At 69.1% G+C, this 26,057-nt stretch carries 17 protein-coding genes and 4 pseudogenes; 9 read left to right on the forward strand and 12 right to left on the reverse strand.

The window, feature by feature from the left end; translation table 11 throughout:
• Positions 1-626: pseudogene (locus tag ACFYOH_RS36820) on the reverse strand (2,3-dihydroxybiphenyl 1,2-dioxygenase); the annotation flags it as partial.
• A 256-nt stretch (positions 627-882) separates the two neighbouring features.
• Between ACFYOH_RS36820 and ACFYOH_RS36825 the strand changes: the two are divergent.
• A complete protein-coding gene (locus ACFYOH_RS36825) occupies positions 883-2,082 on the forward strand; it encodes an IS30 family transposase (protein ID WP_388635004.1) in 1,200 nt (399 codons plus the stop codon).
• Positions 2,083-2,329: 247 nt separating this feature from the next.
• A complete protein-coding gene (locus ACFYOH_RS36830; RefSeq protein ID WP_388635006.1) occupies positions 2,330-2,968 on the forward strand; it encodes a TetR/AcrR family transcriptional regulator in 639 nt (212 codons plus the stop codon).
• On the opposite strand, the gene ACFYOH_RS36835 is transcribed toward ACFYOH_RS36830, so the two are convergent.
• From ACFYOH_RS36835 to ACFYOH_RS36845, 3 genes are all read right to left on the reverse strand, one after another.
• The gene (locus ACFYOH_RS36835; protein ID WP_388635008.1) at positions 2,934-3,584 is read right to left on the reverse strand and encodes a TetR/AcrR family transcriptional regulator; all 651 of its coding nucleotides are present in this window, start codon (positions 3,582-3,584) and stop codon (positions 2,934-2,936) included. The two genes, ACFYOH_RS36830 and ACFYOH_RS36835, sit on opposite strands and share 35 nt — an antisense overlap.
• A gap of 108 nt (positions 3,585-3,692) precedes the next feature.
• Positions 3,693-4,739: a zinc-binding dehydrogenase gene (locus tag ACFYOH_RS36840; protein ID WP_388635010.1), complete on the reverse strand. Its 1,047-nt coding sequence runs from the start codon at positions 4,737-4,739 to the stop codon at positions 3,693-3,695.
• A 163-nt stretch (positions 4,740-4,902) separates the two neighbouring features.
• Positions 4,903-8,124, reverse strand: a complete 3,222-nt coding sequence (locus tag ACFYOH_RS36845) for a bifunctional cytochrome P450/NADPH--P450 reductase (RefSeq protein WP_388635012.1) — start codon at positions 8,122-8,124, stop codon at positions 4,903-4,905.
• A 253-nt stretch (positions 8,125-8,377) separates the two neighbouring features.
• On the opposite strand from ACFYOH_RS36845, the gene ACFYOH_RS36850 reads away from it, so the two are divergent.
• Entirely contained in the window at positions 8,378-9,031 is a 654-nt protein-coding gene (locus ACFYOH_RS36850) for a TetR/AcrR family transcriptional regulator (protein ID WP_388635014.1), read from the forward strand.
• A 228-nt stretch (positions 9,032-9,259) separates the two neighbouring features.
• Positions 9,260-9,856, forward strand: a complete 597-nt coding sequence (locus ACFYOH_RS36855; RefSeq protein WP_388635016.1) for a TetR/AcrR family transcriptional regulator — start codon at positions 9,260-9,262, stop codon at positions 9,854-9,856.
• A gap of 358 nt (positions 9,857-10,214) precedes the next feature.
• Here the strand turns inward: ACFYOH_RS36855 and ACFYOH_RS36860 are convergent, their stop codons facing one another.
• Complete coding sequence (locus ACFYOH_RS36860) at positions 10,215-10,979, reverse strand: IclR family transcriptional regulator (RefSeq protein ID WP_388635018.1); 765 nt, start codon at positions 10,977-10,979, stop codon at positions 10,215-10,217.
• A gap of 110 nt (positions 10,980-11,089) precedes the next feature.
• Between ACFYOH_RS36860 and ACFYOH_RS36865 the strand changes: the two genes are divergently transcribed.
• Positions 11,090-12,091 (forward strand): amidohydrolase family protein, encoded by a 1,002-nt coding sequence (locus ACFYOH_RS36865; protein ID WP_388635020.1) that lies wholly within the window; start codon positions 11,090-11,092, stop codon positions 12,089-12,091.
• Between the two features lie 309 nt (positions 12,092-12,400).
• Here ACFYOH_RS36865 and ACFYOH_RS36870 read toward each other — a convergent pair whose 3' ends face one another.
• The 5 genes from ACFYOH_RS36870 to ACFYOH_RS36890 all read right to left on the reverse strand — a co-directional run bounded on the left by ACFYOH_RS36870 (position 12,401) and on the right by ACFYOH_RS36890 (position 17,605).
• Positions 12,401-14,416 (reverse strand): SpoIIE family protein phosphatase, encoded by a 2,016-nt coding sequence (locus ACFYOH_RS36870; protein WP_388635022.1) that lies wholly within the window; start codon positions 14,414-14,416, stop codon positions 12,401-12,403.
• A gap of 589 nt (positions 14,417-15,005) precedes the next feature.
• Complete coding sequence (locus ACFYOH_RS36875; protein WP_388635024.1) at positions 15,006-15,431, reverse strand: SsgA family sporulation/cell division regulator; 426 nt, start codon at positions 15,429-15,431, stop codon at positions 15,006-15,008.
• A gap of 557 nt (positions 15,432-15,988) precedes the next feature.
• Positions 15,989-16,318: an NIPSNAP family protein gene (locus tag ACFYOH_RS36880; protein ID WP_388635026.1), complete on the reverse strand. Its 330-nt coding sequence runs from the start codon at positions 16,316-16,318 to the stop codon at positions 15,989-15,991.
• A 40-nt stretch (positions 16,319-16,358) separates the two neighbouring features.
• Positions 16,359-16,778, reverse strand: a complete 420-nt coding sequence (locus tag ACFYOH_RS36885; RefSeq protein ID WP_388635028.1) for an SsgA family sporulation/cell division regulator — start codon at positions 16,776-16,778, stop codon at positions 16,359-16,361.
• A 344-nt stretch (positions 16,779-17,122) separates the two neighbouring features.
• On the reverse strand, positions 17,123-17,605 hold the full coding sequence (locus ACFYOH_RS36890) for a hypothetical protein (protein ID WP_388635030.1): 483 nt from the start codon (positions 17,603-17,605) through the stop codon (positions 17,123-17,125).
• Between the two features lie 359 nt (positions 17,606-17,964).
• On the opposite strand from ACFYOH_RS36890, the gene ACFYOH_RS36895 reads away from it, so the two are divergent.
• The 3 genes and pseudogenes from ACFYOH_RS36895 to ACFYOH_RS36905 all read left to right on the forward strand — a co-directional run bounded on the left by ACFYOH_RS36895 (position 17,965) and on the right by ACFYOH_RS36905 (position 20,734).
• Positions 17,965-18,174 carry a ferredoxin gene (locus ACFYOH_RS36895; RefSeq protein WP_388635168.1) on the forward strand — a complete coding sequence of 70 codons (210 nt, stop codon included), beginning with the start codon at positions 17,965-17,967 and terminating at the stop codon, positions 18,172-18,174.
• A pseudogene (locus ACFYOH_RS36900) lies at positions 18,164-19,520 on the forward strand (NAD(P)/FAD-dependent oxidoreductase). The gene ACFYOH_RS36895 and the pseudogene ACFYOH_RS36900 overlap by 11 nt, the downstream one beginning before the upstream one ends.
• A gap of 28 nt (positions 19,521-19,548) precedes the next feature.
• Positions 19,549-20,734, forward strand: a pseudogene (locus ACFYOH_RS36905) (cytochrome P450).
• Between the two features lie 31 nt (positions 20,735-20,765).
• On the opposite strand, the gene ACFYOH_RS36910 reads toward ACFYOH_RS36905, so the two are convergent.
• On the reverse strand, positions 20,766-21,401 hold the full coding sequence (locus ACFYOH_RS36910; RefSeq protein WP_388635032.1) for a TetR family transcriptional regulator: 636 nt from the start codon (positions 21,399-21,401) through the stop codon (positions 20,766-20,768).
• Between the two features lie 438 nt (positions 21,402-21,839).
• On the opposite strand from ACFYOH_RS36910, the gene ACFYOH_RS36915 reads away from it, so the two are divergent.
• A complete protein-coding gene (locus ACFYOH_RS36915; RefSeq protein ID WP_388635034.1) occupies positions 21,840-24,302 on the forward strand; it encodes a SpoIIE family protein phosphatase in 2,463 nt (820 codons plus the stop codon).
• A 459-nt stretch (positions 24,303-24,761) separates the two neighbouring features.
• Here the strand turns inward: ACFYOH_RS36915 and ACFYOH_RS36920 are convergent.
• Positions 24,762-25,649 (reverse strand): annotated as a pseudogene (locus ACFYOH_RS36920) (IS5 family transposase).
• Between the last annotated feature and the right edge of the window lie 408 nt (positions 25,650-26,057).

Genomic DNA, 26,057 nt, shown 5'->3' on the forward strand with positions numbered 1-26,057 from the left:
AACGCCATGGTCGGCCCGCGCTGGCGCTGCCCGTCGAGGAACAGGAAGTCGGACACGATCATGCCAAGGGTGTCCAAGTACCAGTCCAGAGTGCGGGTGAACGTCCTCGTCTCCAGCACCACATGACCGAGGCGCTGAATGCGCGACGGCTCACGGGGCGGGCGCTGGGTGGCGTTCGTACGACGGCCTTCGATGCCGGTGTTGAGGATCAGCGGCTGCTGCCCGGGCAGCGCGGGCAGCGGCTCGGCGCAGTGCACCACCCGGACCGGGAGTCCCGAGGGATCGAACAGGGCGACCGACCGGCCGCCGCCGGGGACGTCGATGTCCCGGACGGTGTTTCCGACGGCGGCGGCCAGCCGGTCCACATCGGTCCGTTCGGCCGCGCGGAACGCGGGCCCGAGGAAACGGGAGGCGTGGCCGCGTCGGATGACCATGCAGGGTGGGCCCGCGAAGGTGCCGCGCAGCCAGAGTGCCTCCTCGGTGCGGGCGGCGATAGCGAAGCCGAAGTCACGGGCGAACGCCTCGGCCCGGTCCAGGTCCGTCTTCTCGAACTCCAGCCAGGCCAGGTCCGCCACTTTGATCACGGGATTCCGGGTGGATTCAACTGGTCGTCGCAACACCCTGATCTCGGAGGTGTGCGACGTGGCTACGGCGGACTGGAGTTTGAAGACCAGCGATGTCCCGGAGGGGCGGCGTCGGCAGTGGCGCGCTGACCGTGCGTTGCGGCCGGCGATGCGTTCGCCGGGGCGGCCTGATCCGTCTCGGGTCGTGCAGCGCCAGTTCTGGCGACTGATCGCCACGGGGGTCACGACGGTGGAGGCGTCGTTGGCGGTCGGCGTGTCGTGGCCGGTGGGTGCGAGGTGGTTTCGTCACGCTGGCGGCATGCCTCCGATCTCGTTGGCCGAGCCCTGGGGCCGGTACCTCACGTTCGAAGAGCGCGAGGAGATCGCGATCCTCATGGCGATGAGCAAGGGCGTGCGCGAGATCGCCCGCGCCCTGGGGCGAGACCCCGGGACAATCTCTCGCGAACTGCGCCGCAACGCCGCCACGCGCGGCGGCAAGCAGGAATACCGCGCGACGGTCGCCCAGTGGAAGGCTCAGCAGGCGGCCAAGCGCCCGAAGACCGCGAAACTTCTGGGTAACGACCGGTTGCGTGAGTACGTAGAGGACCGGCTCGCCGGCAGCATCCGTCGCCCCGACAACATGACCGTCACCGGGCCCAAGACGCCCGCATGGAAAGGGCTGAACAAGCCGCACCGTCAGGACAGACGTTGGGCGACGGCATGGAGTCCGGAGCAGATTTCGCACCGACTCCGTGTCGACTTCCCCGATGATGAGTCCATGCGCATCAGCCACGAAGCGATCTACCAGGCGCTGTTCATCGAAGGCCGTGGCGCGCTCAAGCGGGAACTGGTGACGTGCCTGCGCACCGGCCGGGCGCTGCGGGCTCCCCGTGCACGGTCGCAGAACGAGCCGCAGGGGCATGTCACCGCGGACGTCGTCCTCAGCAAACGCCCCGCCGAGGCCACGGACCGCGCGGTCCCCGGACACTGGGAAGGCGATTTGATCATCGGGACGGGCCGCTCCGAGATCGGCACGCTTGTCGAGCGCAGCAGCCGCTCCACGCTCCTGGTGCACCTGCCCCGTCTGGAGGGCTGGGGCGAGAATCTGCCCGTGAAGAATGGCCCCTCGCTCGGGGGCTATGGCGCGATCGCGATGAACGCGGCGCTCACCACGTCGATGACGCAATTGCCTGAGCAGCTACGTAAGACCCTCACCTGGGACCGTGGGAAGGCACTCTCCGGTCATGCTCAGTTCGCTCTTGATACCGGGATGAAGGTGTTCTTCGCCGATCCGCACTCGCCCTGGCAACGACCGACGAACGAGAACACGAACGGGCTGCTGCGCCAGTACTTCCCGAAGGACACCGATCTCTCCCGCTGGTCGTTCACGGACCTCGAAGCCGTCGCCATGGCGATCAACAACCGGCCCCGCAAAGTCCTGGGCTGGCGGACGCCGGCCGAGGTCTTCGAAGAACAGCTACGCTCGCTGCAACAGCCCGGTGTTGCAACGACTGGTTGAACTCGCCCCGGGCTCGTCCGGGGTGTTCACCGCGTAGGGCGCCCTGCTCACTGTGGAGGTCTTGGTGGGGCGTCAGAGGACCGCCCTTGTTAACGGGGATGTGGGACATGGTGTCCTCCAAGCAACACTGCCGTAATGAGGAAATCATCAACTCTGCCGTTTCTCGTCGTCAATAGGTGCAGCCCAAATAATTGAGGATATCATCAGTAATGGCAGAGTCATCGTTGCGGCGGTTACACTGGGCCGTATGCCGACGTCAGCCCCGCCCAAGAACCGCTTCGAGCGACGCCGTGCCGAGACCCGCCAGGCGCTCGTCCGCGCGGCCCGGCAGATCCTCGCGGAAACCGGGGACACCAGCGCAAGCATCCAGGCCATCGCCGAGCGCGCCGATGTCGGCTTCGGGTCCTTCTACAACCACTTCGAGTCGAAGACGGAGCTGTTCGACGCGGCGGTGACGGACGCCCTGGAGGAGTTCGGGCAGGTCATCGACGAGCGCGTGGAAGGCATCGACGACCCGGCCGAGCTGGTCGCGGCCGGCTTCCGGCTCACCGCCCGGATGGCCGACTCCCACCCGGAACTCATGCGGATCCTGCGCGACCGCGGCCTGGCGCACATCCACTCCGACCGCGGCCTCGCCCCACGCGCCCTGCGCGACCTGGAGATCGGCATCGCCTCAGGTCGTTTCACCTGCGGCAACGCGACCACCGCCCTGTCCGCCCTGGGCGGCACCCTGCTGTCCCTGGTGGCTCTCAGGCTGGCCCGCCCCGACCTCGACGGCGACGAGGCCGCCTCCGACCTGGCCGAGATGGTCCTGCGCATGCTCGGCCTTGCTGCGGACGACGCCCACGAGGTCACCCGGCGCCCGCTGCCCGATCTCGCCCGATGACCTCCTGCACCTGAAGCGCGGCCCTCCGCGGTGCTACGCCGGCGGCGACGAGGAACGCGGTTGCCGCGGCCTCGCCCGTGGGGTCGGTCCACGGGCATGCCGCGTTCTCCTCGGCGAGGGCCAGCATCAGTGCCTCCAGCGCTTGGGCGAGGACAGGTGCGGGAAGGTGGTCCGCGAAGACGCCTTCGCGCTGACCGCGCCGTAGGATTGCGACGGCCTCCGCGCGGGCCGGTGCCAGGGTGGTGCGGATCTCGTCCTTTCCCTGATGGCGCCGTCCCAAGGTGATGAGCATGCGGTAGTGGTCGCCCACCGTCCATGCCGCCAGCACCATCCGTGTCATCGCCTCGACCGGGTCGGCATCCGCGGTACGGGCTCCGGCAAACGCCTGCCGAAGTTCACGGCCTGCTTCCTGTGTCAGGTCGGCGATCAGCGCATGCCGGCTGGGGAAGTGTCCGTAGAGGGTGCGCCGGGCGACGCCGGCCGCCCGAGAGATGCTGTCGAGACTCGCGTCCGGGTCCTCCAGCAGTTTCCGCCAGGCGGTCGCGAGGATGCGTCGGCGGTTGGAGTGAGCATCCCTGCGCTGCACAGTACGGCCCGGGGCGTCGGTCGTCTGCATGTCTCTTTCTCTCCACGATTGCCGGAAAGCCGTGGGCGCCGGTGCTCCCTCACGCACCGGCGCCCACTCACCCCTGCCCAGGGTGGCTTGTCGTCCTGCTGACGGGCGTCAGGGGACGAGGATGAGGCGGATCGGGTCGCCGATCTTGTTCTCCAGTCGGTGGACGGCGTCGGCGGCCTCGACGAGCGGGATGTGGTCGGTGATGGAGGGAGCCAGGTCGAGCCGTCCGGCCGCGGTCAGCTGCACCAGCTCGGAGACGGACTCGGGGAAGCCGCCGTAGTGGCCGCGCACCTGCTTCTGCAGGTAGTTGAAGGTGAGGCCCTCGGTGATGGTCAGTGGCCGGGGTGTGATGCCCACCAGGATCAGGGAGCCGCCCAGGCCGAGCACGGAGGCGGCCTGGTCGCGGACGGCGGGGACGCCGGCGCAGTCGAAGGCGAAGTCCAGGCCGCGTCCGCCGGTGGCTGCGCGGACCTGGTCGGCGAAGTCGGGGGCTGCCGGGTCGAGCGCGAGGTCCGCGCCGAAGGCCAGGGCGCGCTCGCGGGCGCTGGGCAGCGGGTCGACGGCGATGATCGGGGCGGCGCCGACCAGGCGGGCGAGGCGTACGTTGTGCGCGCCGACTCCGCCCACGCCCCAGACGCCGACGGACTGGGCGGCACGGACGCCCGCGGTGGCGACGACGGCGGCGTAGGGGGTGGAGACCGCGTCGGGGATGATCGCGGCCTGGTCGAAGGGGAGGCTGTCGGGGATGGGGATGAGGGTTTCCTCGCGGGCGATCACGTACTCGGCCCAGCCGCCGTCGTAGTCGATGCCGGCGGTGAGCATCTGGGTGCAGGGGCGGTGGCGCACGCACCCGGCGCACGTGCCGCAGGTCTTGCCGGCCTCCAGGGTGACGCGGGTGCCGACGGGCAGGCCGCGCTTGAGGTCGGGGCCGAGCGTGTGGATGACACCGGAGACCTCGTGGCCGACGGTGATGGTGTCGGAGGTGGCGAACAGCGGGACGAGGGAGCCGTCGAGGAGGTGGACGTCGGAGAGGCAGACGCCGGCGGCCTTGACCTCGATGAGGACCTCGCCCGGGCCCGGCACGGGGATCGGGACCTCTTCCACGGCGAACTTCTTGCTGTCCAGGTGGAAGCGTCCGGCGAGCATGGTGTCCATGACGGTCTGCTTTCTGTGAGAGGCACCGCCCGGTGGTTCGGGCCAGTGGGTGCTGTGTGGTGTCTGGGGGCTTGTGGTGGCCGGGAGGCGTACGGCCGGCAGCGGGGGATGCCGCACGCCTCCCGGCGGCTGGGGGTCACACGCCTTGACGGCGTTGTGACGGTCAGGCGAAGACGTCCTGCTGGTAGCGCTCGTCCGCTTCGAGCTGGGCGAGCCACTGCTGGGCGGTCTCGTCGTCGCTGCCGGTCTTCTGGCGGTGGATGGCGGCGAGTGCCTCGCGGACGGCGGGGGCCATGCGGCGGCCGTCACCGCAGACGTAGATGTACGCGCCGTCCTCGATGGCCTGCCACACCGTGTCGGCGGCATGGGCGATGGCGTTCTGTACGAACCGGGCCGGGTGGCCGGTCACCGCGGAATAGGCGGTGTGGATCTGCGCGATCCCGGTCTGCTCCCAGTCCTGCATCTCCTGCTTGTAGAAGTAGTCGTGCTCCGGGTGGCGGCAGCCGACGAAGACCTGCGACGCGCCCACCTGGGTGCCGTTCGCGTGCTGTGTCGCCCGCTCCTCCAGGAAGCCGCGCAGCGGCGCGATGCCGGTGCCGGGGCCGATGAGGATCAGCGGCGTGGCGGGGTCGGCGGGCGGGGCGAACGTCGGGGAGGGAACGCGGACGTAGCCGTAGACGACGTCCCCCGGCTCGAGGCCCGCGATGTAGGCGGAGCAGGTGCCGCGGTACTGGCCGTCGCCGGACAGGGCCGGACCTTCCAGCAGGCCGACGGTCAGGCGCACATGGCGCGGGTTGGCGGACGGGGCGGAGGAGATGGAGTAGAAGCGCGGGCGGATGGGGCCCATCATCTCCAGGAAGACCGCCAGCGGCAGCTCGACGGCCGGGAAGCGCTCCAGCAGGCCCAGCACCGAGATGCGCTTGCCGAGGATCTCCTTCTGGTAGCGCTCCTCGGCCTCCTGGGTGTCGGCGGTGTACGCCTGGAGCTGCGGCCGGGTCCACGGGCACTCGGTGTACTCGGCGAGCGTCTGGATCTGGGACCGGGTGGCCACGTCCTGCAGCTCCAGGAACTCGGTGAGCAGGATGCCGGCGGTGACCGGGGTGCCGATCGGCAGGTGGGTGCGGCCACCGGCCGGCTGGTCGAGCCGGAGCACCTGGTCGTAGTCGACGCCGAGCCGCCTCAGTGCGCGCTCCACAAGGGCGAGTTCGTTCTTGGCGAAGACGGCCAGGTGGTTGCCGGTGTCGTAGGTGACGCCCTCGGGCAGCTCGAAAGTGATGGACTTCGCGGACGGCCGCGGTGGCTCGATCTGGAAGTCCCACAGGCCGGTCGCGTCGGCCACGAGCTCGTCGTTGGTCACCACCGTGAGCGGGTACGCCTGCTCGGAGACGATGGCGGGGCGCACGTCGGACTCGGTGAGCAGCTGCACCTCGTAGCGCGGGCCGCTCGCCTGGGAGGTGTCGGCGGCGTACTCCTCGGCCAGAGTGGCCCACAGGTTGTCCATCCACCGCGTGGCCATGCCGTCGAAGTCACCGGCGGCGTCCGCGATGCCGCGCTCGACGACCGGGGTGGCGCCGGCCGCCAGCAGACCTTCCTCGATCCGCTTGGGGAACGCCTGGTAGGTGGCCACCCACTGGGTGTTGCCCGCGCCCAGCAGCGCGAACCTCACATTCGCCAGCGAGCCCTCGGGCAGCCCGGCGGCGAGCAGGTCGTCGAAGCGCTGGGCGTTGTCGGGCGCCTTGCCGTTGTAGCTGGCGGCCACGACGGCGAGCAGGCCCTCGGAGGGCAGGTTGTCGCCCAGCTCGTCCAGACTCACCAGCGTCGTGCCGAACCCGGAGCGCTCACCGCGGTCGGCGATGGTGCGCGCCAGGTCCTCGCACGAGCCGAGGCTGGAGCCGTAGGCCACGGTCAGGTTCACACCGACACCGCTGACCGCCGCCTGCGCCTGCGTGCCGCCCGTCTGCAGGTCCGCGGCGCCGAAGACGGTCCGCTCGTGCTCCTGACGACGGCGGACGATCAGCTCGAAGTTGCCGGGCTTGCGCGTCAGCGCCTCCCGGGGGTCCATCTTGTAGTCGTTGGTGTCGGAGAACTTGAACTTCTGCAGCACCAGCGCCAGGGCAAGGCGGGCCTCGGTGAGCGCGAACTGCCGGCCGATGCAGGCACGGACGCCGTTGCCGAACGGCTTGTAGGCGTGCGGGTGCTGCTGGACGCGGTTCTCCGGCAGCCAGCGGTCGATGTCGAACTCGTCCGGACGCTCCCACGCCTTGGGGTGGGTGTGCAGCGGGCCTTCCAGGATGAGGACCTTCGCACCCTTCTTCAGCTTGTAGTGGCCGCCGATGACGGTGTCCTCCCGCGCCGTCTTGCCGAACGACGGGATGGGAGCCCACAGGCGCAGGGTCTCGTCCAGGATCCGCGGGATGACGTCCAGCTGCATGATCGTGTCGTAGTCCGGGACCGTGTCGCCGGGCATCAGCCGGTCCACCTCGGCATACGCCTGGGCCAGCACGTGCGGGTTGCGCATCAGCGAGTACGTGGCGAACGACAGCAGGCCGCTGGTGGTCTCGTGGCCGGCGATCAGGAACGTCAGCACCTGGTCGCGGACGTTGTCGTCGTACAGCCGCTTGCCGGTCTCCGGGTCGGTGGCCTCTAGCATCAGGCCCAGCAGATCCTCCTCACCGCCGCCCTTCCCCTCGCGGCGCTCCTTGATCACGCTCTCGACCAGCTCCTGCATCAGATGGACGTTCTCGCCGTACTTCTTGGCATCGGCCTTGCGGAGCTTGGTCATCATCGGCAGCTCCTGCGAGCGCCGCAGTGACTCCACCAGCGCGCCCAGCAGCGCGTTGAGGAAGGGGTGCAGCTCCTCCTTGTCGAAGGAGTCGAACCGGTAGCCGAACCCCGACAGGGCGATCGTGTCCAGCGTCAGCCGGGTGTAGTCGTCGGTGATGTTGACCGACTGACCCTCCTTGCGCTCCCACTTGCCCACCAGGTTCTGGGCGATCTCCAGCATCTGCCCGAAGTACGCCCTCATGGCCCGCTGGCTGAACGCCGGCAGGAGGATCCGGTGCGCCATGCCCCATTCCTCCTCGTGCTGGTGGGCCGTGAACAGGCCCGCGCCCGCGAAGTCCCGGACATGCTGCAGCGGCGTCTTCTCGATCTGCTTGAAGAACCGCGTCTCGTCGGAGACCTCGGCCACCAGGTCCGGGTCGTAGACGAAGATCTGCTCGATACCGGCGATGTCCAAGCCGTAGATGCCCTCGGGGAACTGCTTGGACAGCTCGGCGAAGTACTCGACCGGGTTGGTGTCGGGGATCTGCGGCGTGTTGCCGAGCAGGGGGATCCCACGCGGGGACCGGATGGGGCGAAGGTCGTTCGCGGAGTGCGTGGTCATGACTTGCTCCTCTGCGTGGAGGGGGTGGAGGGGGTGGGCAAGGGCGCGCTGCGTAGGTCGATGCCGTGGCGCCGTACGGAAACATACGCCGTATGGAATTGGAACCATACGCGGTACGGAAAGTGGAGTGCAACCCCGGGTCTCCAGGTGGGGGTGTGGTGAAGCTCATTTCCATACCGTGTACGGAACTGGTACCGTACGGGGTATGGAAAAGAAGGTGAGACGTCCCCCGCGGGGAACGAGGAAGAGAGACGTGCCTCTGACGGAGGCCGGGATCTATGCCGCCGCCCTGCGGCTCATCGACGGGGACGGGGTCGAGGCGCTCACCATGCGCAAACTCGCCACCGCGCTCGACGCGAACCCGATGTCGCTGTACCACCACGTGCCGAACAAGGAAGCCGTGCTGCGCGGCGTGACGAGAATGGTCGGAGCCCAGTTCCGCACCGTGACGCTGGAGGACGCTCCCTGGCAGGAGCGGATCCGTCTGCTCGCAACGGACTTCCGGACCTTGGCGCACCGTCACCCTAAGCTGCTGGCGTACTCGTTCAGCCACCTGCCGGACTTCATCCAGCCCGACGACCCGTTCTGGACCGCCCTCACCGCCATCGTGGCCGCTGCCGGCGTGCCGCAGTCAGAGGTCTCGGAGATCGCCGCGCTGATGGTCGCCGTCGTCATCGGTGTCCTCACCGCGGAACTCAACGGCGCTCTCCAGCAGTGGTCGACCCTCAAGTCCCACGGCCCTGAAGTCGACGAAGACGGGGCCGCGGACGCAGACCCTGGCTCTACGGGTGCGGCCCCTGAAGGCCCTGACGAGGACCACATGTTCCGTCTCGTGATGGACACGCTGATCACGGGCCTGGAAGGCCGCCTCACCGCCGGTCGTGACGGCCGGCACGCCGGCCATTGAGCCAGTCAGCCTGAGACGCTGCGCCCCAGGCGCTGGCGCCTGAGGCGCGCCCGCAGTCGGGCGAGATCAGGCTGCGACACACGGGCCGCACCTGTCGTGCACATGTAGCGGGACAGGCAGTGCTGTGAGGGCCCACCTTCGAGGGGGGCGAACAGGCTCCTTGCGGCTCCCCTCACCTGCTCAATGGATGTCACATAGTGGCTGCGACTCGGGTTCTATCAGCGGAAGGTGTACCAGGTGGAAGATCGAACAGATCCGCGTCTCTTGCGCAGTCGTCAGGCCATGGTCGCGGCGGCCACCGCGTTGCTCACGGAAGGTGGGCTGGAGGCCGTGACGCATCAAACGGTTGCGACTCGTGCCGGCGTCGGCAGGGCAACCGTCTACCGGCACTGGCCGAGCCTTCTCGACCTCCGCCTGGCCGCGCTGGAGGCCGGCATGCCCCCTCTCCCTCCGGTACCCGAGGAGCTTCGGGCCGCTTCGGGCAACGATCCGCGAGCGGAGCTCATTTACCGTCTGAACGTGCTCGCCGAGCGTTGGGACGACGAGCAAGCGGGGGCCGTCCTTGCCGCGGTCCTCGGGGGCTCACGGCACGACGAAGGTATGCGCCACCTCCGGGAGTCACTGCTGAACCAGATCGCCGACGCCCTGCGCCCCGCGGTTGCCACAGCCGTCGAGCGCGGCCAGCTCCGGCCCGACGTCACCCCCGAGACATTCGCCATGGCCACCGCCGGGCCGCTGTTCTTCGAGCGCTTCTTCGTCGGGAACCACCTGGGGCGCGACACCGTGAACGCCGTCGTGGACGCCGCTTTGCGAGGTTGGTCCTAGGTGTAGCGCCTTGCGGCCACGAAGCAAGCCAGGCCATCCGTCCGACACGGTCTCCGCCCCGCAGGTGCGGGCTGCCGTCAGGCTCCCAGAGCCGTGGTGCTGGGGACCACCAAGTACATCGACGCAGCCGTCGGCCGGTACACGCCGAAGGTCAGGATCCGCGACGAGGACGTTGCGCGGCTGCCCCCCGCTCATCACTAGAACCTCGACGTGCTGTCCGCGCCGACGCCACCCTGCGGCCGCTGCGTGCTCCCGACGCCGCCGGTGGCTCGACACCTGCAGCAACTGACTTTCCCCAGGGGAGATGTGGCGGAGGGGACTCGGCACAACGACAGCCGGCGCGGCCAGGGTCGGCACGCTACCGGTGCCCGTCCTCGGTTTCCACGGACACGGTCCGACCACTGTCCTCAATGAGACAGCGGGAAATCGCACGGGCCGTCGCGCGCACGGCCGGGCCGTACCCCGGGTTCGGCGAACCGGTGCCGGACGCCACGACCGACAACGCCGCGACCACCTCGCCGCCGTCACGCACCGGCGCGGCCACGGTGCTCACCTGCCAAGGACGGCTCTGGTGGCCGACAGCGTGATCGCCGCGCCGTACCTCCGCCAGCACACGGCGCAGGTCGGCGGGGGTGCGGATGTCGTCGTCGCCGTGCTCCGGCGCGTAGGCGGCGAGGGCCTGCTCCTGGACGGCCGGCGGTGCGAAGGCGAGAAGCACCAGTCCTACGCCGGTGGACGTCAGAGGAAGACGGCCCCCCACGCGGTAGCGCACGGGACTCGCATCTCGCGCTGACAGCCGCTCGACCAGCAGCGCCTCCCCCTGGTCCCGCACGGCGAGCAGGACATGTTGACGCGTGACGTGGAAGAGGTCCTCCATGAACGGCATCGCCACCGATCGCAGCCCGTGACCGCGCGGGGCCAGGGAAGCGGTCTCCAGCAGCCGAAGACCCACCACGAATCGGCCGTCGCCGAGGCGTTCCAGAGCGCCCACTTTCATCAGAGACCGGGCGAGCCGCAGAGCACTGCTGCGGGGGACGCCGCTTCGCTGTGCGAGTTCGGCAAGCGTCTGCGCACGATGGTCACCGTCGAAGCTGCCGAGCAGGGCGAAAGCCCGGTCGATCACCGGTTGTCCCTCAGCCGGCCTGCCCCCGCGTCTCCTGGGCACACCGTCGTCAGCGATCGCCATTTCATTCATTGGAATCACTGCTGCCAATGTACGGCACGCTTCCTACGGTGGCTGGCACTGAGAGGGACTCCGCAGAAAGGGAGAGTTCTGTGGCCGCGAGCGGCTTCATCGATGTGCACGCCCACTTCGTGACCGACAGCTATGTGGCGGCGGCTCGAGCCGCAGGTGTCGAACATCCCGACGGGATGCCCGGCTGGCCCGCGTGGAGCGTCGAAGAGCATCTCGACATGATGAAGCGCTCAGGGATCGACAAGTCCTACCTGTCGATCTCCTCGCCCGGAGTGCACTTCGGGGACGACGGCGAGGCCCGCGCCCTCGCGCGTGAGGTCAATGAGTTCGGCGCCCGGGTCCGCACGGAGGACCCGCAGCGGTTCGGTCTCTTCGCCTCCCTGCCCCTGCCGGACGTCGAGGGCTCGCTCGCCGAGGCCGCCCACGCGCTCGACGTCCTCGGTGCGGACGGAGTGGTGGTGGAAACCAACCATCATGGCCTCTACCTCGGTGACCCCCGGTTCGAGCCGCTCTGGGAGGAGCTCGACCGCCGCAGCGCCGTCGTCTTCGTTCACCCCACGTCAGCGCCCCACGCCGACGAGCTTGCCCTGGGCCGGCCACGGCCGATGCTGGAGTTCCTCTTCGACACCGCCCGCACTGCGAGCGACCTGCTCTTGCGCGGTGTCCTCGCCCGCCGTCCGCGGATCCGCTGGATCCTGACACACGGCGGAGGTGTGCTGCCGCTGCTCGCCGACCGGATGGAACTCTTCCGCACCCACGTCGGCGGCGGCGCCGTCGACGCGCCGAGCGCCGTCGAGCAACTCGGCCGACTCTGGTACGACATGGCCGGCACGCCATTCCCGCGCCAGGTCCCGGCCTTGGGCGCGGCCTTCGGCACCGAGCGTCTCCTCTACGGCAGCGACTACTGCTGGACGCCCATCGACGCGGTGCTCGCTCAGGTCACCTCCATCGACTCCGCTGTGCAGCCGTCCGCCACCCTCACCTGGCGGGACCTCACCACCCGCAATGCCCGCAACTTGTTCGACACCGACGCACGGTGACCGCCCGACCTGAAGGAACGGTCATGAGCAAGTGGGTATGCCAACCGCGGTCGCCACAACAGCACCGCGGTCCGGGTTGCTGGGGCGGCTCTGCCGTCAGCCGGTGGAGCTGCGGCTGATCCGCCACAGCGTTCTGGTCTGCGAGGTCACCGACTCCAACAGCACCCGGCCTCACCGCTCGCTGGGGCTGCCGCCACAGCCAGAGCCGCAAGATGTGGTTCGAGCAGCGCATCGAACGTCGTTCCGACTGAGCCCCCGAGCTCCTGGTCGACGCATCCGCTCACCGGAGAGCTCCGTCCGTCGTCGCGCCTACAGGGAATGCCATGCCGGGAATCCAGCGGACTCCTTCCCGCTCAGCTCGGCCCAGACCGTCTTGCCGTGTCGGGCGTGCCGCGTTCCCCAGTGCTCGGCGAACTGAGCGACCAGGAGCAGGCCGCGTCCCCCCTCGTCGTAGGTGCGGGCCCGGCGCAGGTGAGGGGTCGTGTCGGAGACCTCGCACACGAGGGCACGGTCATGGATCAGGCGCAGCCGTATGGGAGGACGACCGCAGCGGATGGCGTTGGTGACCAGTTCGCTGACGATGAGCCCGGTGGAGAACTCGACCTCCTCCAGGCCCCAGCTGCTTAGCTGTTGAGCGACGTTCGACCGGGCCCGGGACACGCAGACGGGGTCGGCGTCCAAGTCCCAGCTGGCGACTTGGCGAGCGCCCAGGACGTGGGTGCGTGCGAGGAGCAGCGCGACATCGTCGTGTGGTCGATCAGCCGGCAGCAGGGCTTCGAGCACGGTGTCGCAGGTTGCTTGCAGGGAGGAAGCGGGCTGTGCGAGGGCTTGGCGGAGCAGGGCGATACCCGCTTCGACGTCGTGGTCGCGGTCTTCGATCAGACCATCGGTGTAGAGGGCAAGGACGCTGCCTTCGGGGAGGTCGAACTCCGCCGCTTCGAATGGAAGGCCACCCAGGCCCAGCGGTGGTCCGGGTGGCAGTTCGAGGAGGTCGGCGGTTCCGTCAAGGCCCACCACGGCGGGCAGCACATGCCCCGCGCGGGCGAGGACGCACTGGCGTGAGACGGGGTCGTAGACGGCGTACAGGCAGGTGGCGCCGATGTCCCCGGCCTCTTCGATGGTCGGGTCTGTAGAGGATTCGGCGGACAGGTGGATGACGACGTCGTCCAGGTGGGTGAGGAGTTCGTCGGGCGGCAGGTCGATGTCGGCCAGGGTGCGGACGGCTTTCCGCAGCCGCCCCATGGTGGCGGCGGCGTGGATGCCGTGTCCGACCACATCGCCCACCACCAGGGCGACGCGGGCTCCGGACACGGGGATGACGTCGTACCAGTCGCCGCCGACGCCGGCCTGCGCCCCTGCGGGCAGGTAGCGATAAGCGGTCTCCACGGCCGACTGCTGTGCGGTGTGCTGCGGGAGCAGGCTGCGCTGCAGGGTGGGGGCAGTCGCGCGCGTGTGTGTAGCGGCGGGCATTGTCGACAGCCACCGCCGCCCTGGCGGCGATCTCCTGCGCGAGGAGCAGGTCCTCGTCGTCGAAGGGGTCGGGTTGCGGTGCCGGACGAAGTGCGCGACGCCCAGGGTGGAGTCTCGGGCCCGCAGCGGCACCACCAGCGTCGAGTGGGTCCGGTGGTCGTCGGCGCCGTCGGCGCCGTCGGCGTCAAGGGGCGCTGGCGGGCCGGCGTGCGGGGAGGGCTGACCGGTGTCGAGGGAGCGAGCCGACGGCGAACCGCGCGGGCTGACGTGAAGCTGCTCCGGTCGGATCGTCAATGCCGGGTCGCCCTCCACCACTGATCGTTGAGCGACCCGCCGGAGCGTCGGAAGGCCGCTCACAGGGCCGTCATTTTCGCGCAGCACGGAGTCGAGCAGGTCGACGGTGACGAGGTCGGCGAAATTCTCGGTGGCGAGGTCCGGCAGCTCTTGGGCTGTGCGGGCGATGTCCAGCGTGGTGCCGATGCGCCTGCCCGCCTCGTTCACCATCGACAGCCGCCACTGCAGCCGCCGGTCCCGTTCCCGCTGGTAGACCGCCACGCCCTGTTCCGACATGCGATCGACGTAACCGGCCATCGTCGCGATCAGCTTCCGCGTCGCCGCACTGATCAATTCTGCGTCGTCGGTCAGCCGGGGCATCTCTTCGAGTAGCCGGTCGAGCATGACACCTTGCCCCAGCCGGAAGGACCGCAGTATCACGCTGACGGGTGTCCCGTGCCGAGCAAGTCGGCGCGCGCGGTCCGGGTCTGCGGCCGGCGTTTCGATCTGGTCCGGCTCGATGCCGTGTACCAGGCCGGCCAACGCCGCGAGAACATGTTCGGTGACGTTCTCTGCCGTCATGCGGGCTACATCGGGGTCTTCTCAGACCTCGGGGACTCCACGGTGCAGGCACCGCTCGACGTCATGGATCAACTGGTCTGCCCGCAGGCTGACCTCACGCGCGGCACGGGACACGAGACTGTCCGCAGGGAAGTCCACAAGACGACGTTACGCTGCACCGGCGTGTACAGCCCGTCAGGGTTCGGGGAGCGGGGCCCAGCGTGCGCACGGTCGGCGTTGATGCCGCTCACTCAAGCGAGAACTGTTCATCGGGCAGCCGCCCGTCCCAGTAGGAGTCCATGAGTCGAGCAGTTCAGCAGGCTCGGCCAGCACTCCGGCTGACCGCTCCGTCCCTGCGGCAGAGCCTGCCGATGAGTGGCGAGCTACGGAGCGCGGGAAGGTGGGCGATGCGACGCAGGTAGCGGGTTGCCGCGTGACGGCTGGTCTCACCGGGGCGGGTCGGCCGCGGAGTCGCGGCGATCATCCTGACCGAGGTCGGCATCGACCCGGCCGCCCTCGACGCCACGACTGCGGATATCCACTCACCATGGCGGTGAACACCGAGGCGCAGACGTCCGTGTGCCTGCCTCAGGTCGCACCATGCCAGGACTCACCCTTCGGCGAGGAAGTGCGCCAGCAAGCGGTCGAAGTCGCTGTGGCCGAGCTCGGCCCCCCGAGGCACCACTGCCTCCGTTTCCTGCAGGAACGCCTTGACTTCCTGCGCTGGGGCCTTGAGCAGGGCCGTACCGGACGGCGGGTTGAGAAGGATGTACAAGTCGCGGCGGCCCTCCTCGCCGGCGGGCCATATGCGAACGTCCCCCTCGCCGGCGGGACCCTCCAGGCCGTCGATCAGCAAATCGCGCCCGATGATCCACTCCGCCGGCTCGTCGCTGTCGACATCGGTGGTGAATGCGGCATGGACCACATAGGGGTCACTCGGCTCGTACCGCAGATTCATGATCATGGGCAAGGACGTCGCATGGACGCCGACAAGCTTCACAGGCAGCCCCTGGATCACAGTTCTCAATGACTTCATTGGGTCCTACTCCTGGTGCTTTGAGTCATCCGGGGAGGGCCATCGAAAGGGCTGTCGCCGGATTCAAAGGGGCTGCACAGACGGGGTTTCTGCGAGGGACCGGTGGCGATCGGCACGAGGACACCCGCAGGAGCAGTTCTTCGTGCCGTCGCCAGGGTGCCCGGCCGACGGGAGCAGTCGAGGCCACCACTGCCGGCCGGGGCCATCACGGAGATGTGGCCAACGGTGGTTGCCGGACAGAGGGCGTCCTTGGTCTCAGCGATCGACGCTGTACCGGTCGTGGTGGTAGTGAACCGACTCGTCACGGCCCCCACCTCGACGCCGGCCGCGGTTGCCGGGGCCCGGTCACGCAGGGCAGAGCCGTCCTTGGACCGGAACGGCATGCTGTCCGAGTCCGAGGAGACGCACATGACCACACAGGTGCCCTGCTTATGGGTCGGTATCGATGCCAGCAAGGGCCACCACTGGTGGGTCGCCATCGACGACACCGGAACCACCATCGCAGGGTCGCCGGATACCGGCCCTTCTGGCCGCGTCACGCGTCGCAGGCTGACCCGTCAGCGCAAGGGTGAGTCCACGGTGGGCGTCAGGAGGGTCTCGTCGAGGCCGACGATCTGGCTGATGTCGAATCCCTCCATGTCCGCGCGGAATTCAGGACTCGACAGGTATGCCTCCAGCCGCTCCTGCACGTCCTCGGCGTCCTTGTAGGAAACGAGGGCGTACAGCCGGGGGGTGTCGCTTCCGGGCGCCTCGGGCACCGTCCAGACGCCGTGTGTGGTGATCCGGTGCTTTGACATACCTGGAATGTGCTGGGCCCAGATCTTCTCGTAGGCGGAGAGTGCGTCGGGGCTGCGCAGGGTGTAGACGCGAAGCTGGTACTGGGGCATGACACTGGTTCCTTTACTTCTGAGCATGGATGGTCGGCGGTCAGCCTCGGGGGAGGAGGTGTGCCAGTTCGGCATCCCAGTCGATGAGTCCGGACTCGGTACCCCGTGGCACCAGAGCCTGGGTGTCCTGAAGGAAGGACGAGATGTCCTGCACGGGGACCTCGAGCAAGGCGGTGCCTCCGGAAGAACCGAGGGCGATGTAGATCGACTCGTCACCCCGCCCTGCGGCCGACCAGATCCGGACGTCGGCGTAACCTGCGGAACCCTCCAGACCGTCAGCCAGAAGATCCCGCCCCAGGACCCATTCGACCGGCTCGTCGCTGTGGACGAAAAAGGCGGCACGGACGACGTAGGGATCAGCAGGCTCGTACCGCAGCCGCATGCACAAGGGCTGTGAGTAGGTGCACGAGACGACGAGCTGCGCGGTCACCGCCCGAACCACGGTCCTCGAGGACTCCATGGGCATTCACTCCAAGGCACCCCCCCTGCCTCGGCTGCGCCCCGGCGCTCGTGGCGACAAGCACGCATCGAATCAGGAGGTGTTCAGCAGGGCCCGGGCGCCGGACGGCAGCGGCGGACCGCGCGGGTCGTGGCGTCGCGGCAGTTGGGCGACGCGCGCCTGTGGCACGAGGTGGTGCCGCAGGCAGGTTCAGAGGGGGAGCAGGCAGCAGGCCCTCGCTCGATCACCCGCCAGGGCGGCGGGCAGGGGACCGCTGATCCGTGACCAGCGGTCGCATCCCTGCCGCCGACAGGCATCAAGGCGAGGGGTACAGCCTCCGCTCAGGGGCACGGGCGGGACCCGTCCTACCGATCACCGTGGTTCCGGTCGTGGTGGTCCCAGCCGTAGTAGTCCCAGCCGCCGTGGTTCCGGTCGTGGTGGTCCCAGCCGTAGTAGTCCCGGTCACCGTGGTTCCGGTCGTGGTGGTCCCAGCCCCGGCCGTCGCTCTCGTAGCGGTTCCAGTCGAGCCGGTAGGACCTGTCGGACTTCCACTCGCGCCGCTCATCGTCCCAGCGGTAGCAGCGACCGTCGCAGCTGTGCCAGAGGGAGCCGGCGACATGGTCGTCGTGGTGCCAGCCACGCTTTCCGTCCCAGCAGTAGCCCTGCTCGATCAGGTAACCCACGCCGTGGTCCCAGCGGTAGCTGGCGGGGCTGGCCTCGGCCGACCGCTGGACATGCACAGAGGCGGGAGTCGCGGCCGAAGCGGTGCCCCCGGCACCTACAACGGCGACACCCGCGACCGCCACGGAGGAAACGGCGACAGCAATCCGCTTCGTGAGCTTCTTCATGATCTTTCCTTCCGGTTGGTGCGATCTGCACCAACGGCTGCTTTTGCAGGCGATGTGAGGCGCCTGGCGTTGTGTGGCGTTGTCCGTCAAGCATTTCCATACGATGTATGGAATCGCCCTGCCAGGATAACCATACGGCGTACGGAAATGGGAGGGCGGTGACAGTGACTCGGGTCACCCGGACCACCTGGTCGAAGGAGACGCACCTGAACGCTTCTCAGTAACTGGGGCGTCGTTGCCGGGAGTTCAAACCCTTCCGGCCCGAATACCAGCTCTCGATCACAAGGCATGCAGGGACTCAGCTCTGGCCCCATGCTGGCGAGGAGGGGGGTGTGACAGCGGAGGAAGAAGTGGTGGAGATGCGGACCGTTGTCGACCTCACGCGCTGCCAGGGCTATGCGCAGTGCGTGTTCCTCGCGCCGGAGGTGTTCGAGCTGCACGGCGAGGAGGGGCTGCTGTACGCCACGGCCGTGCCCGACGATCAGGTGGAGCGTGTGCGCCAGGCCGCGGCCGCATGTCCGGTGCAGGCGATCCTCCTCGGGGAAGAGGTGAACACCGGTGCCCAGTGACCTGAAAGACGGCCGCATCGTCATCGTCGGCGCCTCGCTGGCCGGGCTGAGAGCAGCCGAGGCGCTGCGCGAGGAAGGATTCACGGGTTCACTGACGGTGGTGGGGGACGAGCCCCATGCGCCCTACGACCGGCCGCCGCTGTCCAAGCAGGTGCTGCTGGGCCAGGCGACGGCGGACACCCTCGAGCTGCCGATGCGGCGGGACCCGGACGCCGAGTGGCGCCTCGGGGTGCGCGCCACCGGCGTGGACCTGCTGGCGAAACGGGTGTCGCTCGAAGACGGTGAGTCCCTGCCCTACGACCGGCTGCTGATCGCCACCGGAAACCCGGGCGCGGCCCTGGCCCAACCCGGAGGAAGGCGCCCTGGACGGTGTGTTCACCCTGCGCACGCGCGAGCACGGCGCGGGACTGGCCGAGCGGCTGGCCGCGAGGCCGGAGCGGGTGCTGGTGATCGGCGGCGGCTTCACCGGCTCGGAGATCGCCTCGGCCTGCCGGGAACTGGGCCTTGAGGTGACCGTCGCCGAACGCGGTCCCGCACCCCTGGTGGGCGCGCTCGGCGGCACCCTGTCCAAGCTCGCCGCCGCCATGCAGCGCAACCACGGCGTGGACCTGCGCACCGGGGTGTCGGTCACCGCCCTGAACGGCAACGGCAGCTTCACCGGCGCGCGGCTGTCCGACGGCAGCCGCGTCGAGGCGGACGTGTGCGTCGTGGCCCTGGGGGCGATCCGCAATGTGGAGTGGCTGGCGGAGTCGGGGCCGGCGGCGGGTCCGCGCGGGATCGCCTGCGACGCTGGCTGCCGGGCCTTCAACATGTACGGGATCGTCACCGACGACGTCTTTGTGGCAGGTGACGTCTCCCGCTTCCCCCACGCGCTGTTCGGCTACCAGATGCTGTCGTTGGAGCACTGGGGCAACACGGTCGAGCAGGCCGAGGTCGCGGCCCACAACATGGTCAACCCCGGACCGCTGGAGCGCCCGCACCTGGCCATCCCCGTCTTCTGGTCGACCCAGTTCGGGCTCAACATCAAGCCGGTGGGCGTGCCCACCTACTCCGACCACGTCGTCATCGCCCAGGGCTCCCTGGAGGCCCGCCGTCTGGCGATGGTCTACGGCTACCAGGGCAGGGTCACCGCATCCGTCACCGTCGACATGGCCAAGGCGCTCGACTACTACCGGCACCTGATCGAGACCGCCGCTCCCTTCCCGCCCCCGCTCGGCGCGCAGGACCGTGCGATCGCGGCCGACATCACGATCCCCTCCGCCGTACCGGACCCCTCCGTGCTGTCCCACGGCCCGACCGTCGCACTCACCGGTCACCTTCCCGACCGCCGGCTGACGGTGGTGTAGCCCCCATCCCGCCCCACGAGGAGCCGCCATGGACTCCGCGACCCTGCCGGCACGGACACCCGACTACGCCAGCCGTCCCAACCCCTACCCGTTGTACGCGGAACTCCGCGAGGCCGGTCCCGTGGTGCCGCAGGCCGACGGCAGCTACCTGATCGGCACCTACCACCACATCGCCGCGCTGCTCCACGACCCACGGATGAGTGCCGATCCCCGCACCCGCGGCGAGGCAACCCACAAGCCGCCGTTCCTGCGGCTCGACGACCCCGAACACCGCAGGCTGCGCACCCTCGCCATGCGGCCGTTCGGGCCCCCGCACAGCCCTGGCCGGGTCGACGGCATGCGCGGCGAGATCGACCGGATCACCAGGGAACTGCTGGAGCCGCTCGAGGCGGGCCGGCAGATCGACATCGTCGACGACTTCGCCTATCCGCTGCCCGTCACCGTGATCTGCCGCCTGCTCGGCGTGCCGCACGAGGACGAACCCCTCTTCCGGGCCTGGTCCGACGCGCCGTCGCAGCCGCTGACGTCAGGCCCGACGACGACTCCGCCGAGCCGGACAAGGCGGGCGACCAGGCTCGGAAGGAGGTGGGCGGCTACCTGTTGAACCTGGCCGAGCAGCGCCGTGGCAAGCCGGGCGACGACATGCTCTCCGCCTTCGTCAACGAGGCCGATCCGGCTCTGCGGCTCACCGACGAGGAACTCGCGGAAACCGCCGTACTGCTCCTCATCGCCGGACACGAGACCACGGTCAACCTGATCGCCAACGGCGCCCTCACTCTCCTGCGCCAGCCCGAGCAGCTGGACCGGCTGCGCCGGGAACCGGAGTTGCTCCCGCGAGCGGTGGAGGAGCTGCTGCGCTACGAGCCCCCGGTCCACATGCGCGAGCGCATCCCGCACGCCGACATCGACATCGCCGGCACCCTGCGTCCCCGCAGGCGCGTCCGTCGTTCTGGTGCTGGCCTCGGGCAACCGCGACCCGATGCGGTTCCGCGATCCCGACCGGTTCGACCCCCGCCCGCCCGGACAACCAGCACCTCGGCTTCGGCAGCGGTATCCACCTCTGCTACGGCGGACCCCTGGCCCGGATCGAGGCATACATCGCGCTCAGCGCGCTGCTTGCCCACCTCGGCAGCGCCCGCCTGGTCGAGGACCCGCCCCCCTACCGCCAGAACGCCATGCTCCGCGGCCCCCGCCACCTGTCCATCCAACTGTGAAGCCGCGTCGTCGACAGACAGCACATCGTCTTCACGCCGCAGCGGGAAGGGGCCGCCGGGCGAGGTCACGGGCCTCGTCCGCGGAGACGCCAAGCATGTGCAGGAGCATCTCGGCCATCTTTCCGGCTGCATGGTCCCTGTCGGCCTCGGGCTCATGGAACCAGAGCTGCAGGAGCGCCAGCAGGCTGCCGTTCAGCACGGTCAAGGCGATCATCGGGTCGACCACGGTGAAGCGGCCAGAAGCCATGCCCTGCTCCACGTCGTGTCTCGCGCGCGGAGCCAGTCCGCGGCCGGCGCATATGCGGCCGAGCTCGCTGTGGCAGAGAATCCGCATGATCTCCGGGTGCGAGCCGGCCATGCGTGCGCTGAGCCGCATACCGGCGGCGAGGCGCTCGGCGGGGTCGTCGACGTCGTACAGATGTTTGTCGACGGCTCGGGCGAACTCCTCCAGGGCGTCGGCCACGGCCGCGTCGAACAGGTCCGGCTTGGACGTGAACTGGTTGTAGAACGAGCCGAAGCCCACGTCGGCGAGCTCCGCGATGGTCCGGATGCTGGCGCTCGTATCGCCCGAATCGGCCAGGAGCTTCCGCGCGGCGCGGACGAGTGCCTGCCGGGTCTCGGCCCGACGGCGTTCGAATCGATTCATGGGTGAGGCTGACATCGGCATACACCGCACACAAGGTCACCAGTTCTGATGAATTCATCATCGCATTGGCGGTGTGGATTGTCCACCCTGAGCGCCATGGGCCCCCTTGTCGCCCAGCGGTCAGTAATTCCGGCGGTGCTAGAGGGCCACCTCACCTCCCCTCGTCGTACTGCACGGCCACATTTGATTGAAGGATCGGTTTCGGTGGCCTTGACGGCGAAGCGGTCGTATCTGACTATTTCATCAGAAGTGGGCAAAGTGGCCCAAGCTGGCGAAGACCGGTCGGCAGGTGTCAGCGCAACGGCCAGGTCGCGCGCTACACCGCAAACTCCGGCTTCCGGTACCGCACGGGGGACTTCTCCGCCTCCTCCCCATCACCGTCCACCACGGCTACAGACCGGGCGGCCGCGCCCACATGCCGGCACTCCCTCACCTCCGAACTGAAGGGGATCAACCACGATGACGAATACCGACCACACGCCACTCGCCAAGCCGGTGAGTCCCGGCGAGATACCGGACGCGGCGATAGCGGTGATCGATGCGGACGGGACGGTGGCGGCGTGGACGCAGGCCGCTGAGCGACTTGTCGGGTACTCGGCCGCGGAAGTGGTGGGCCGATCCGCCGCGCACGTGCTACCGCCCCCTGAGGAGGCCCGAAGGGCTTCGCTGTTCGCCGAGCAGTGCCGTGCCCAAAGTGGCTGGTCCGGCACCGCCGCGGTCCGCCACCGCGACGGCCACACGCTCAAGATGTCGCTGCGGGTCTCGCTGTTGTGGGGACAGAACGCCGGCACCCGGTGGCTGGTGTCCGTGACCGACATAGGCGCCCTGTCCTCGGAGCCTGCCAACGGACCGGTGCGAGAGTCGCTCCTTGCCCATGCACCGATCGGCATCGTGGTGTATGACCCACAGTTGCGCTGTACCTGGGTGAACGACGCCATGGAGCGCCACGACGGCATTCCCCGTGACCGACGCTTCGGACGCCGTCTGAAGGACTCGCTGCCCGCCGTGGAGGCCGAAGCGCTCGAGGTGGTGATGCGGCAGGTGCTGCAGAGCGGTACCACCATGGTCCACGAATACCGGGCGTGGCCGCTGTCGGACGGGCGCCGTGAACATGCGTTCTCGGCCTCGTTCTTCTGCCTCCAGGACGCGGACGGCACGGCAATGGGAGTGTGCTCCATGACCGTGGATGTCACCGGGAACCGGCGGGCGCGCGAACGCCTGGCCATCCTCAGCGAGGCGAGTACGCGCATCGGCAGCACCCTCGACGTCATGCAGACCGGGCAGGAACTGGCCGAGCTCGCCGTGCCCCTGCTGGCCGACCACGCCCTCGTCGACATGGTGGAGTCGGTTCCCTTTGGCGTGGAGCCCTCGGCACGTATCGGCACGACGAGCGGCCGCCCACCGCTGCTGCGCCGTGCCGGGGTGGCCCCCATCGACCTGGGGCTCCTGGAGTTGCCGTGGGTGCGGGAAGAGGTGATCCACGCCCACCCGAGCTCATCGTTCGCCGTCGCCCTGCGCACGGGCAGGTCTCACCTGGAGCCGGTGCTCGACACCCAGGCCGGCCCGTGGGTCGACCACGACCCGGTGCGGGCGCAGAAGGTGCGGGACAGCGGCGTCCACTCCTTGATGGTCGTGCCCATCCGTGCGCGGCGCTGCGTGCTGGGGCTGGCGCTGTTCGGCCGCAGCGAGGAACAGACGCCGTTCCAGGAGGACGACCTGCTCCTCGCCGAGGAGCTCGTCACCCGGGCCGCGCTCAGCCTGGACAACGCCCTGCAGTATGCGCGCGAGCGCACCGCGGCCCTCACCCTGCAACGCGACCTGCTTCCCCACCGTGTGCGGGGCGGTGCCGCCGTCGAGGTTGCCGCGCGCTACGTGCCGGCCGACATGGACCACGGCGTCGGGGGTGACTGGTTCGACGTGATCGAGTTGTCCGGCGCCCGGGTGGCCCTCGTTGTCGGCGATGTGGTGGGACACGGCATCAACGCCGCGGCGACCATGGGCAGGCTCCGCACCGCGGTACGCACGCTCGCGGACCTCGATCTGCCCCCCGACGAACTGCTGGCACGCCTCGACGACACGGTGCACCGGTTGAACGACGAAGACGCCGACGTCTTTGGCCAAGTCCCTACGGTGGTGGGTGCCACCTGTCTGTACGCCGTCTACGACCCGGTCACGCGGCGGTGCACGATGGCGCGGGCAGGACATCCCCCGCCCCTGATCATCGACGCGCAAGGCCGGGTCACCATCGCCGACCTGCCCGCCGGAGCCCCACTCGGCCTCGGTCTCGGCCTGGTGCCCTTCGAGTCCGTGGAACTGGAACTGCCCGAGGGGAGTCTGCTCGCGTTCTACTCCGACGGACTGGTCGAGTCCCGTGACGACGATCTCGACGTCGGCATGAACCGTCTGGGGGCCGCCCTCGCACAGCCGGGTTCGTCCCTGGAGGACCTGAGTTCCCAAGTGATCGAGGCTCTGCCGGCCCAGGCGCAGCCCGACGATGTCACCTTGCTCCTCGCACGCACGCGCGCGTTCGAACCGGCCCAGGTCGCCTCCTGGGACCTGCCGAACGAGCCTGCCGCCGTCCCGGCCGCCCGCCGTCTGGCCGCTCGCCGGCTCGGCGACTGGGGGCTGGAGCATCTCGTGACCACGGTGGAGCTGATCGTCAGTGAGCTGGTCACCAACGCCATCCACTACGGCGACGGCCCGATCCATCTACGGCTCATCCAGCATCAGGTGCTGACCTGCGAAGTCTCCGACACCAACACCAGCCACCCACGCCCGCGGCATCCGCGCACCCTCGATGAGAACGGCCGTGGTCTCTTCCTCGTCGCCCAACTGTCCCGCAGATGGGGCTCCCGCTCGGTGACGGACGGCAAGGTCGTTTGGGCCGAGCAAGCCCTACCCTCCGCGGCCGCGTTCGCCTGAGCCACTGAAGAAGGAACGAAAAATGGATGTAAACGCTTTCAGTGAGCCGCAGGCGTTCGAGCGGTGGCACCGTTGCGCGCCCGCAGCCCGCTCGCGGAGCTCGTCCGGGTATTTGCGTGGTGCTGGCACTGCTCGTGGTTCTCCTTCGGGCCAGGATCATAAGCCTGGCTTCAGGGACTCCACGAATCCGGGGTCAGCTCAGTGGTGTGGTGACGCGGGCGGGTGCGCTCAGTCATGCTGGTCACGGTCGACACTCTCCTGGTGGCTTCGGGAACACACGCCGACGCCGGGCCGAGTGCGGCGGTCAGGACTGTGACGGTGCCTGTCGCGAAGGCCCCTATCGGGACACGCCCACCGGTCCGGCGGTAGCATGCACCGCCTCAGACAGCGGTCGGCAGATCAAACGCAAGGCACCAAGGCCAGTCGTACCGCGGGCCAGACCACCGCCCGAGGCGACACTCAAACATCCTCACAGTCGTACCGGCTGGCCACCGCCCGGTACTGCTTCCACTTGCTGACGCACCGTTCGACGGCACTGCGGCGGCGGTACTGGGCCTTGTCGAAGGCAGGTGGGCGCCCGCCTGCCCGGCCCTTGCGGTTGGCTCGTTGGTCGTCGGGCTGGGCGATGGTTGCCTTGATGCCCCGTCGTCGCAGATAGCTGCGGTTGTCGCGGCTGGAGTACGCCTTGTCGCCGCGGACGCGATCGGGACGGCTGCGCGGCCGTCCCGGTCCGCGCCGTCGGATCCGTAAGCCCTCGAGTACAGGGACGAACATGGGGCTGTCGCCTCGTTGACCCGGCGTGGTCAGCCAGGTCAACGGGCGGGCCGGATCATCTGACAGCAGGTGGATTTTGCTGGTCGGTCCGCCCCGTGAGCGCCCCAGTGCCTCCCGCCCATCCGCTTCCACACGCGCACCGCCCCCTTTGCGGGTAGTCGCGTGGCGGCCGACGCCGGGCCCCGGCCGCATGCTGATGTGCCCGGCAGGAGGTGGAGTCGATGTTCACGGCCCATTCGCGCCTGCGCTGCGCTCTCTCCGCTTCTACCGCCTTGGCCAGTGCCCCGTCGGGATCGGCGGCGTCGGCCTCGATCTGTAACTCGGCCAGGATCTGCCGCCACGTTCCATCCGCCGACCAGCGGCGATGCCGCTCATAGATGGTCTGCCAGGGGCCGTACCGCTCAGGCAGGTCCGGCCAGGGCACCCCCGTACGGGCCCGGAACAGCTGATCCGCCGTCGCGGATGCTTCTCCCTCCGCCCGCCCTTCGGCCCCACACGCGCGGGCGGCAGCAACGGCTCCACCAACTCCCACTGTTCATCCGTCAGATTTGACGGATGGCCCCCACCAGCCACAGCAGAGTCAACGATCACCCTGACCGCAAGATACGCAAGATCTCAAACACGGTCTGACGGATGCAGGGGCTAGTGCTGTTCTGCAGCCCGGTTCGGCCCGGCAGCTGTGCCGAGATCACCCAGCCCTGACAGCTCAAACCGGCCACGCCCCTGGCCGGCGCTCCGTTCGTGGGGGTCCTCGCGGATGCCGGCCATCAGGGCATGGGGGCGCAGACCGGCGGACGACGGGTGGTGGCACCGCCACGTCGCAAGTTCGGGAAGCACGCTCCCGCTTGGTCCGCGCCCGACCACGCACGAGGTCGTCAGGCCGCGGCCCGGCCGCAGGGTGAGTCGCGAGGCCGCGGCTCGTCACCGACGAGCACGCCCGCTTTTTGCCGCTTGCGATCCTTCAGGCGCCGACTTCTTGAC

Source organism: Streptomyces sp. NPDC007856 (assembly GCF_042868225.1).
Lineage (GTDB): Bacteria > Actinomycetota > Actinomycetes > Streptomycetales > Streptomycetaceae > Streptomyces.

Excerpts from the sequence above, each read along its gene's own strand:
- ACFYOH_RS36845 (WP_388635012.1), bottom strand. The coding sequence starts at position 8,124 with ATGACCACGCACTCCGCGAACGACCTTCGCCCCATCCGGTCCCCGCGT.
- ACFYOH_RS36885 (WP_388635028.1), bottom strand. The coding sequence starts at position 16,778 with ATGGAGTCCTCGAGGACCGTGGTTCGGGCGGTGACCGCGCAGCTCGTC.
- ACFYOH_RS36915 (WP_388635034.1), top strand. The coding sequence starts at position 21,840 with ATGACGAATACCGACCACACGCCACTCGCCAAGCCGGTGAGTCCCGGC.
- ACFYOH_RS36835 (WP_388635008.1), bottom strand. The coding sequence starts at position 3,584 with ATGCAGACGACCGACGCCCCGGGCCGTACTGTGCAGCGCAGGGATGCT.
- ACFYOH_RS36890 (WP_388635030.1), bottom strand. The coding sequence starts at position 17,605 with ATGAAGAAGCTCACGAAGCGGATTGCTGTCGCCGTTTCCTCCGTGGCG.
- ACFYOH_RS36830 (WP_388635006.1), top strand. The coding sequence starts at position 2,330 with ATGCCGACGTCAGCCCCGCCCAAGAACCGCTTCGAGCGACGCCGTGCC.
- ACFYOH_RS36910 (WP_388635032.1), bottom strand. The coding sequence starts at position 21,401 with ATGCCGATGTCAGCCTCACCCATGAATCGATTCGAACGCCGTCGGGCC.
- ACFYOH_RS36840 (WP_388635010.1), bottom strand. The coding sequence starts at position 4,739 with ATGGACACCATGCTCGCCGGACGCTTCCACCTGGACAGCAAGAAGTTC.
- ACFYOH_RS36875 (WP_388635024.1), bottom strand. The coding sequence starts at position 15,431 with ATGAAGTCATTGAGAACTGTGATCCAGGGGCTGCCTGTGAAGCTTGTC.
- ACFYOH_RS36870 (WP_388635022.1), bottom strand. The coding sequence starts at position 14,416 with ATGACGGCAGAGAACGTCACCGAACATGTTCTCGCGGCGTTGGCCGGC.
- ACFYOH_RS36880 (WP_388635026.1), bottom strand. The coding sequence starts at position 16,318 with ATGCCCCAGTACCAGCTTCGCGTCTACACCCTGCGCAGCCCCGACGCA.
- ACFYOH_RS36895 (WP_388635168.1), top strand. The coding sequence starts at position 17,965 with ATGCGGACCGTTGTCGACCTCACGCGCTGCCAGGGCTATGCGCAGTGC.
- ACFYOH_RS36825 (WP_388635004.1), top strand. The coding sequence starts at position 883 with ATGCCTCCGATCTCGTTGGCCGAGCCCTGGGGCCGGTACCTCACGTTC.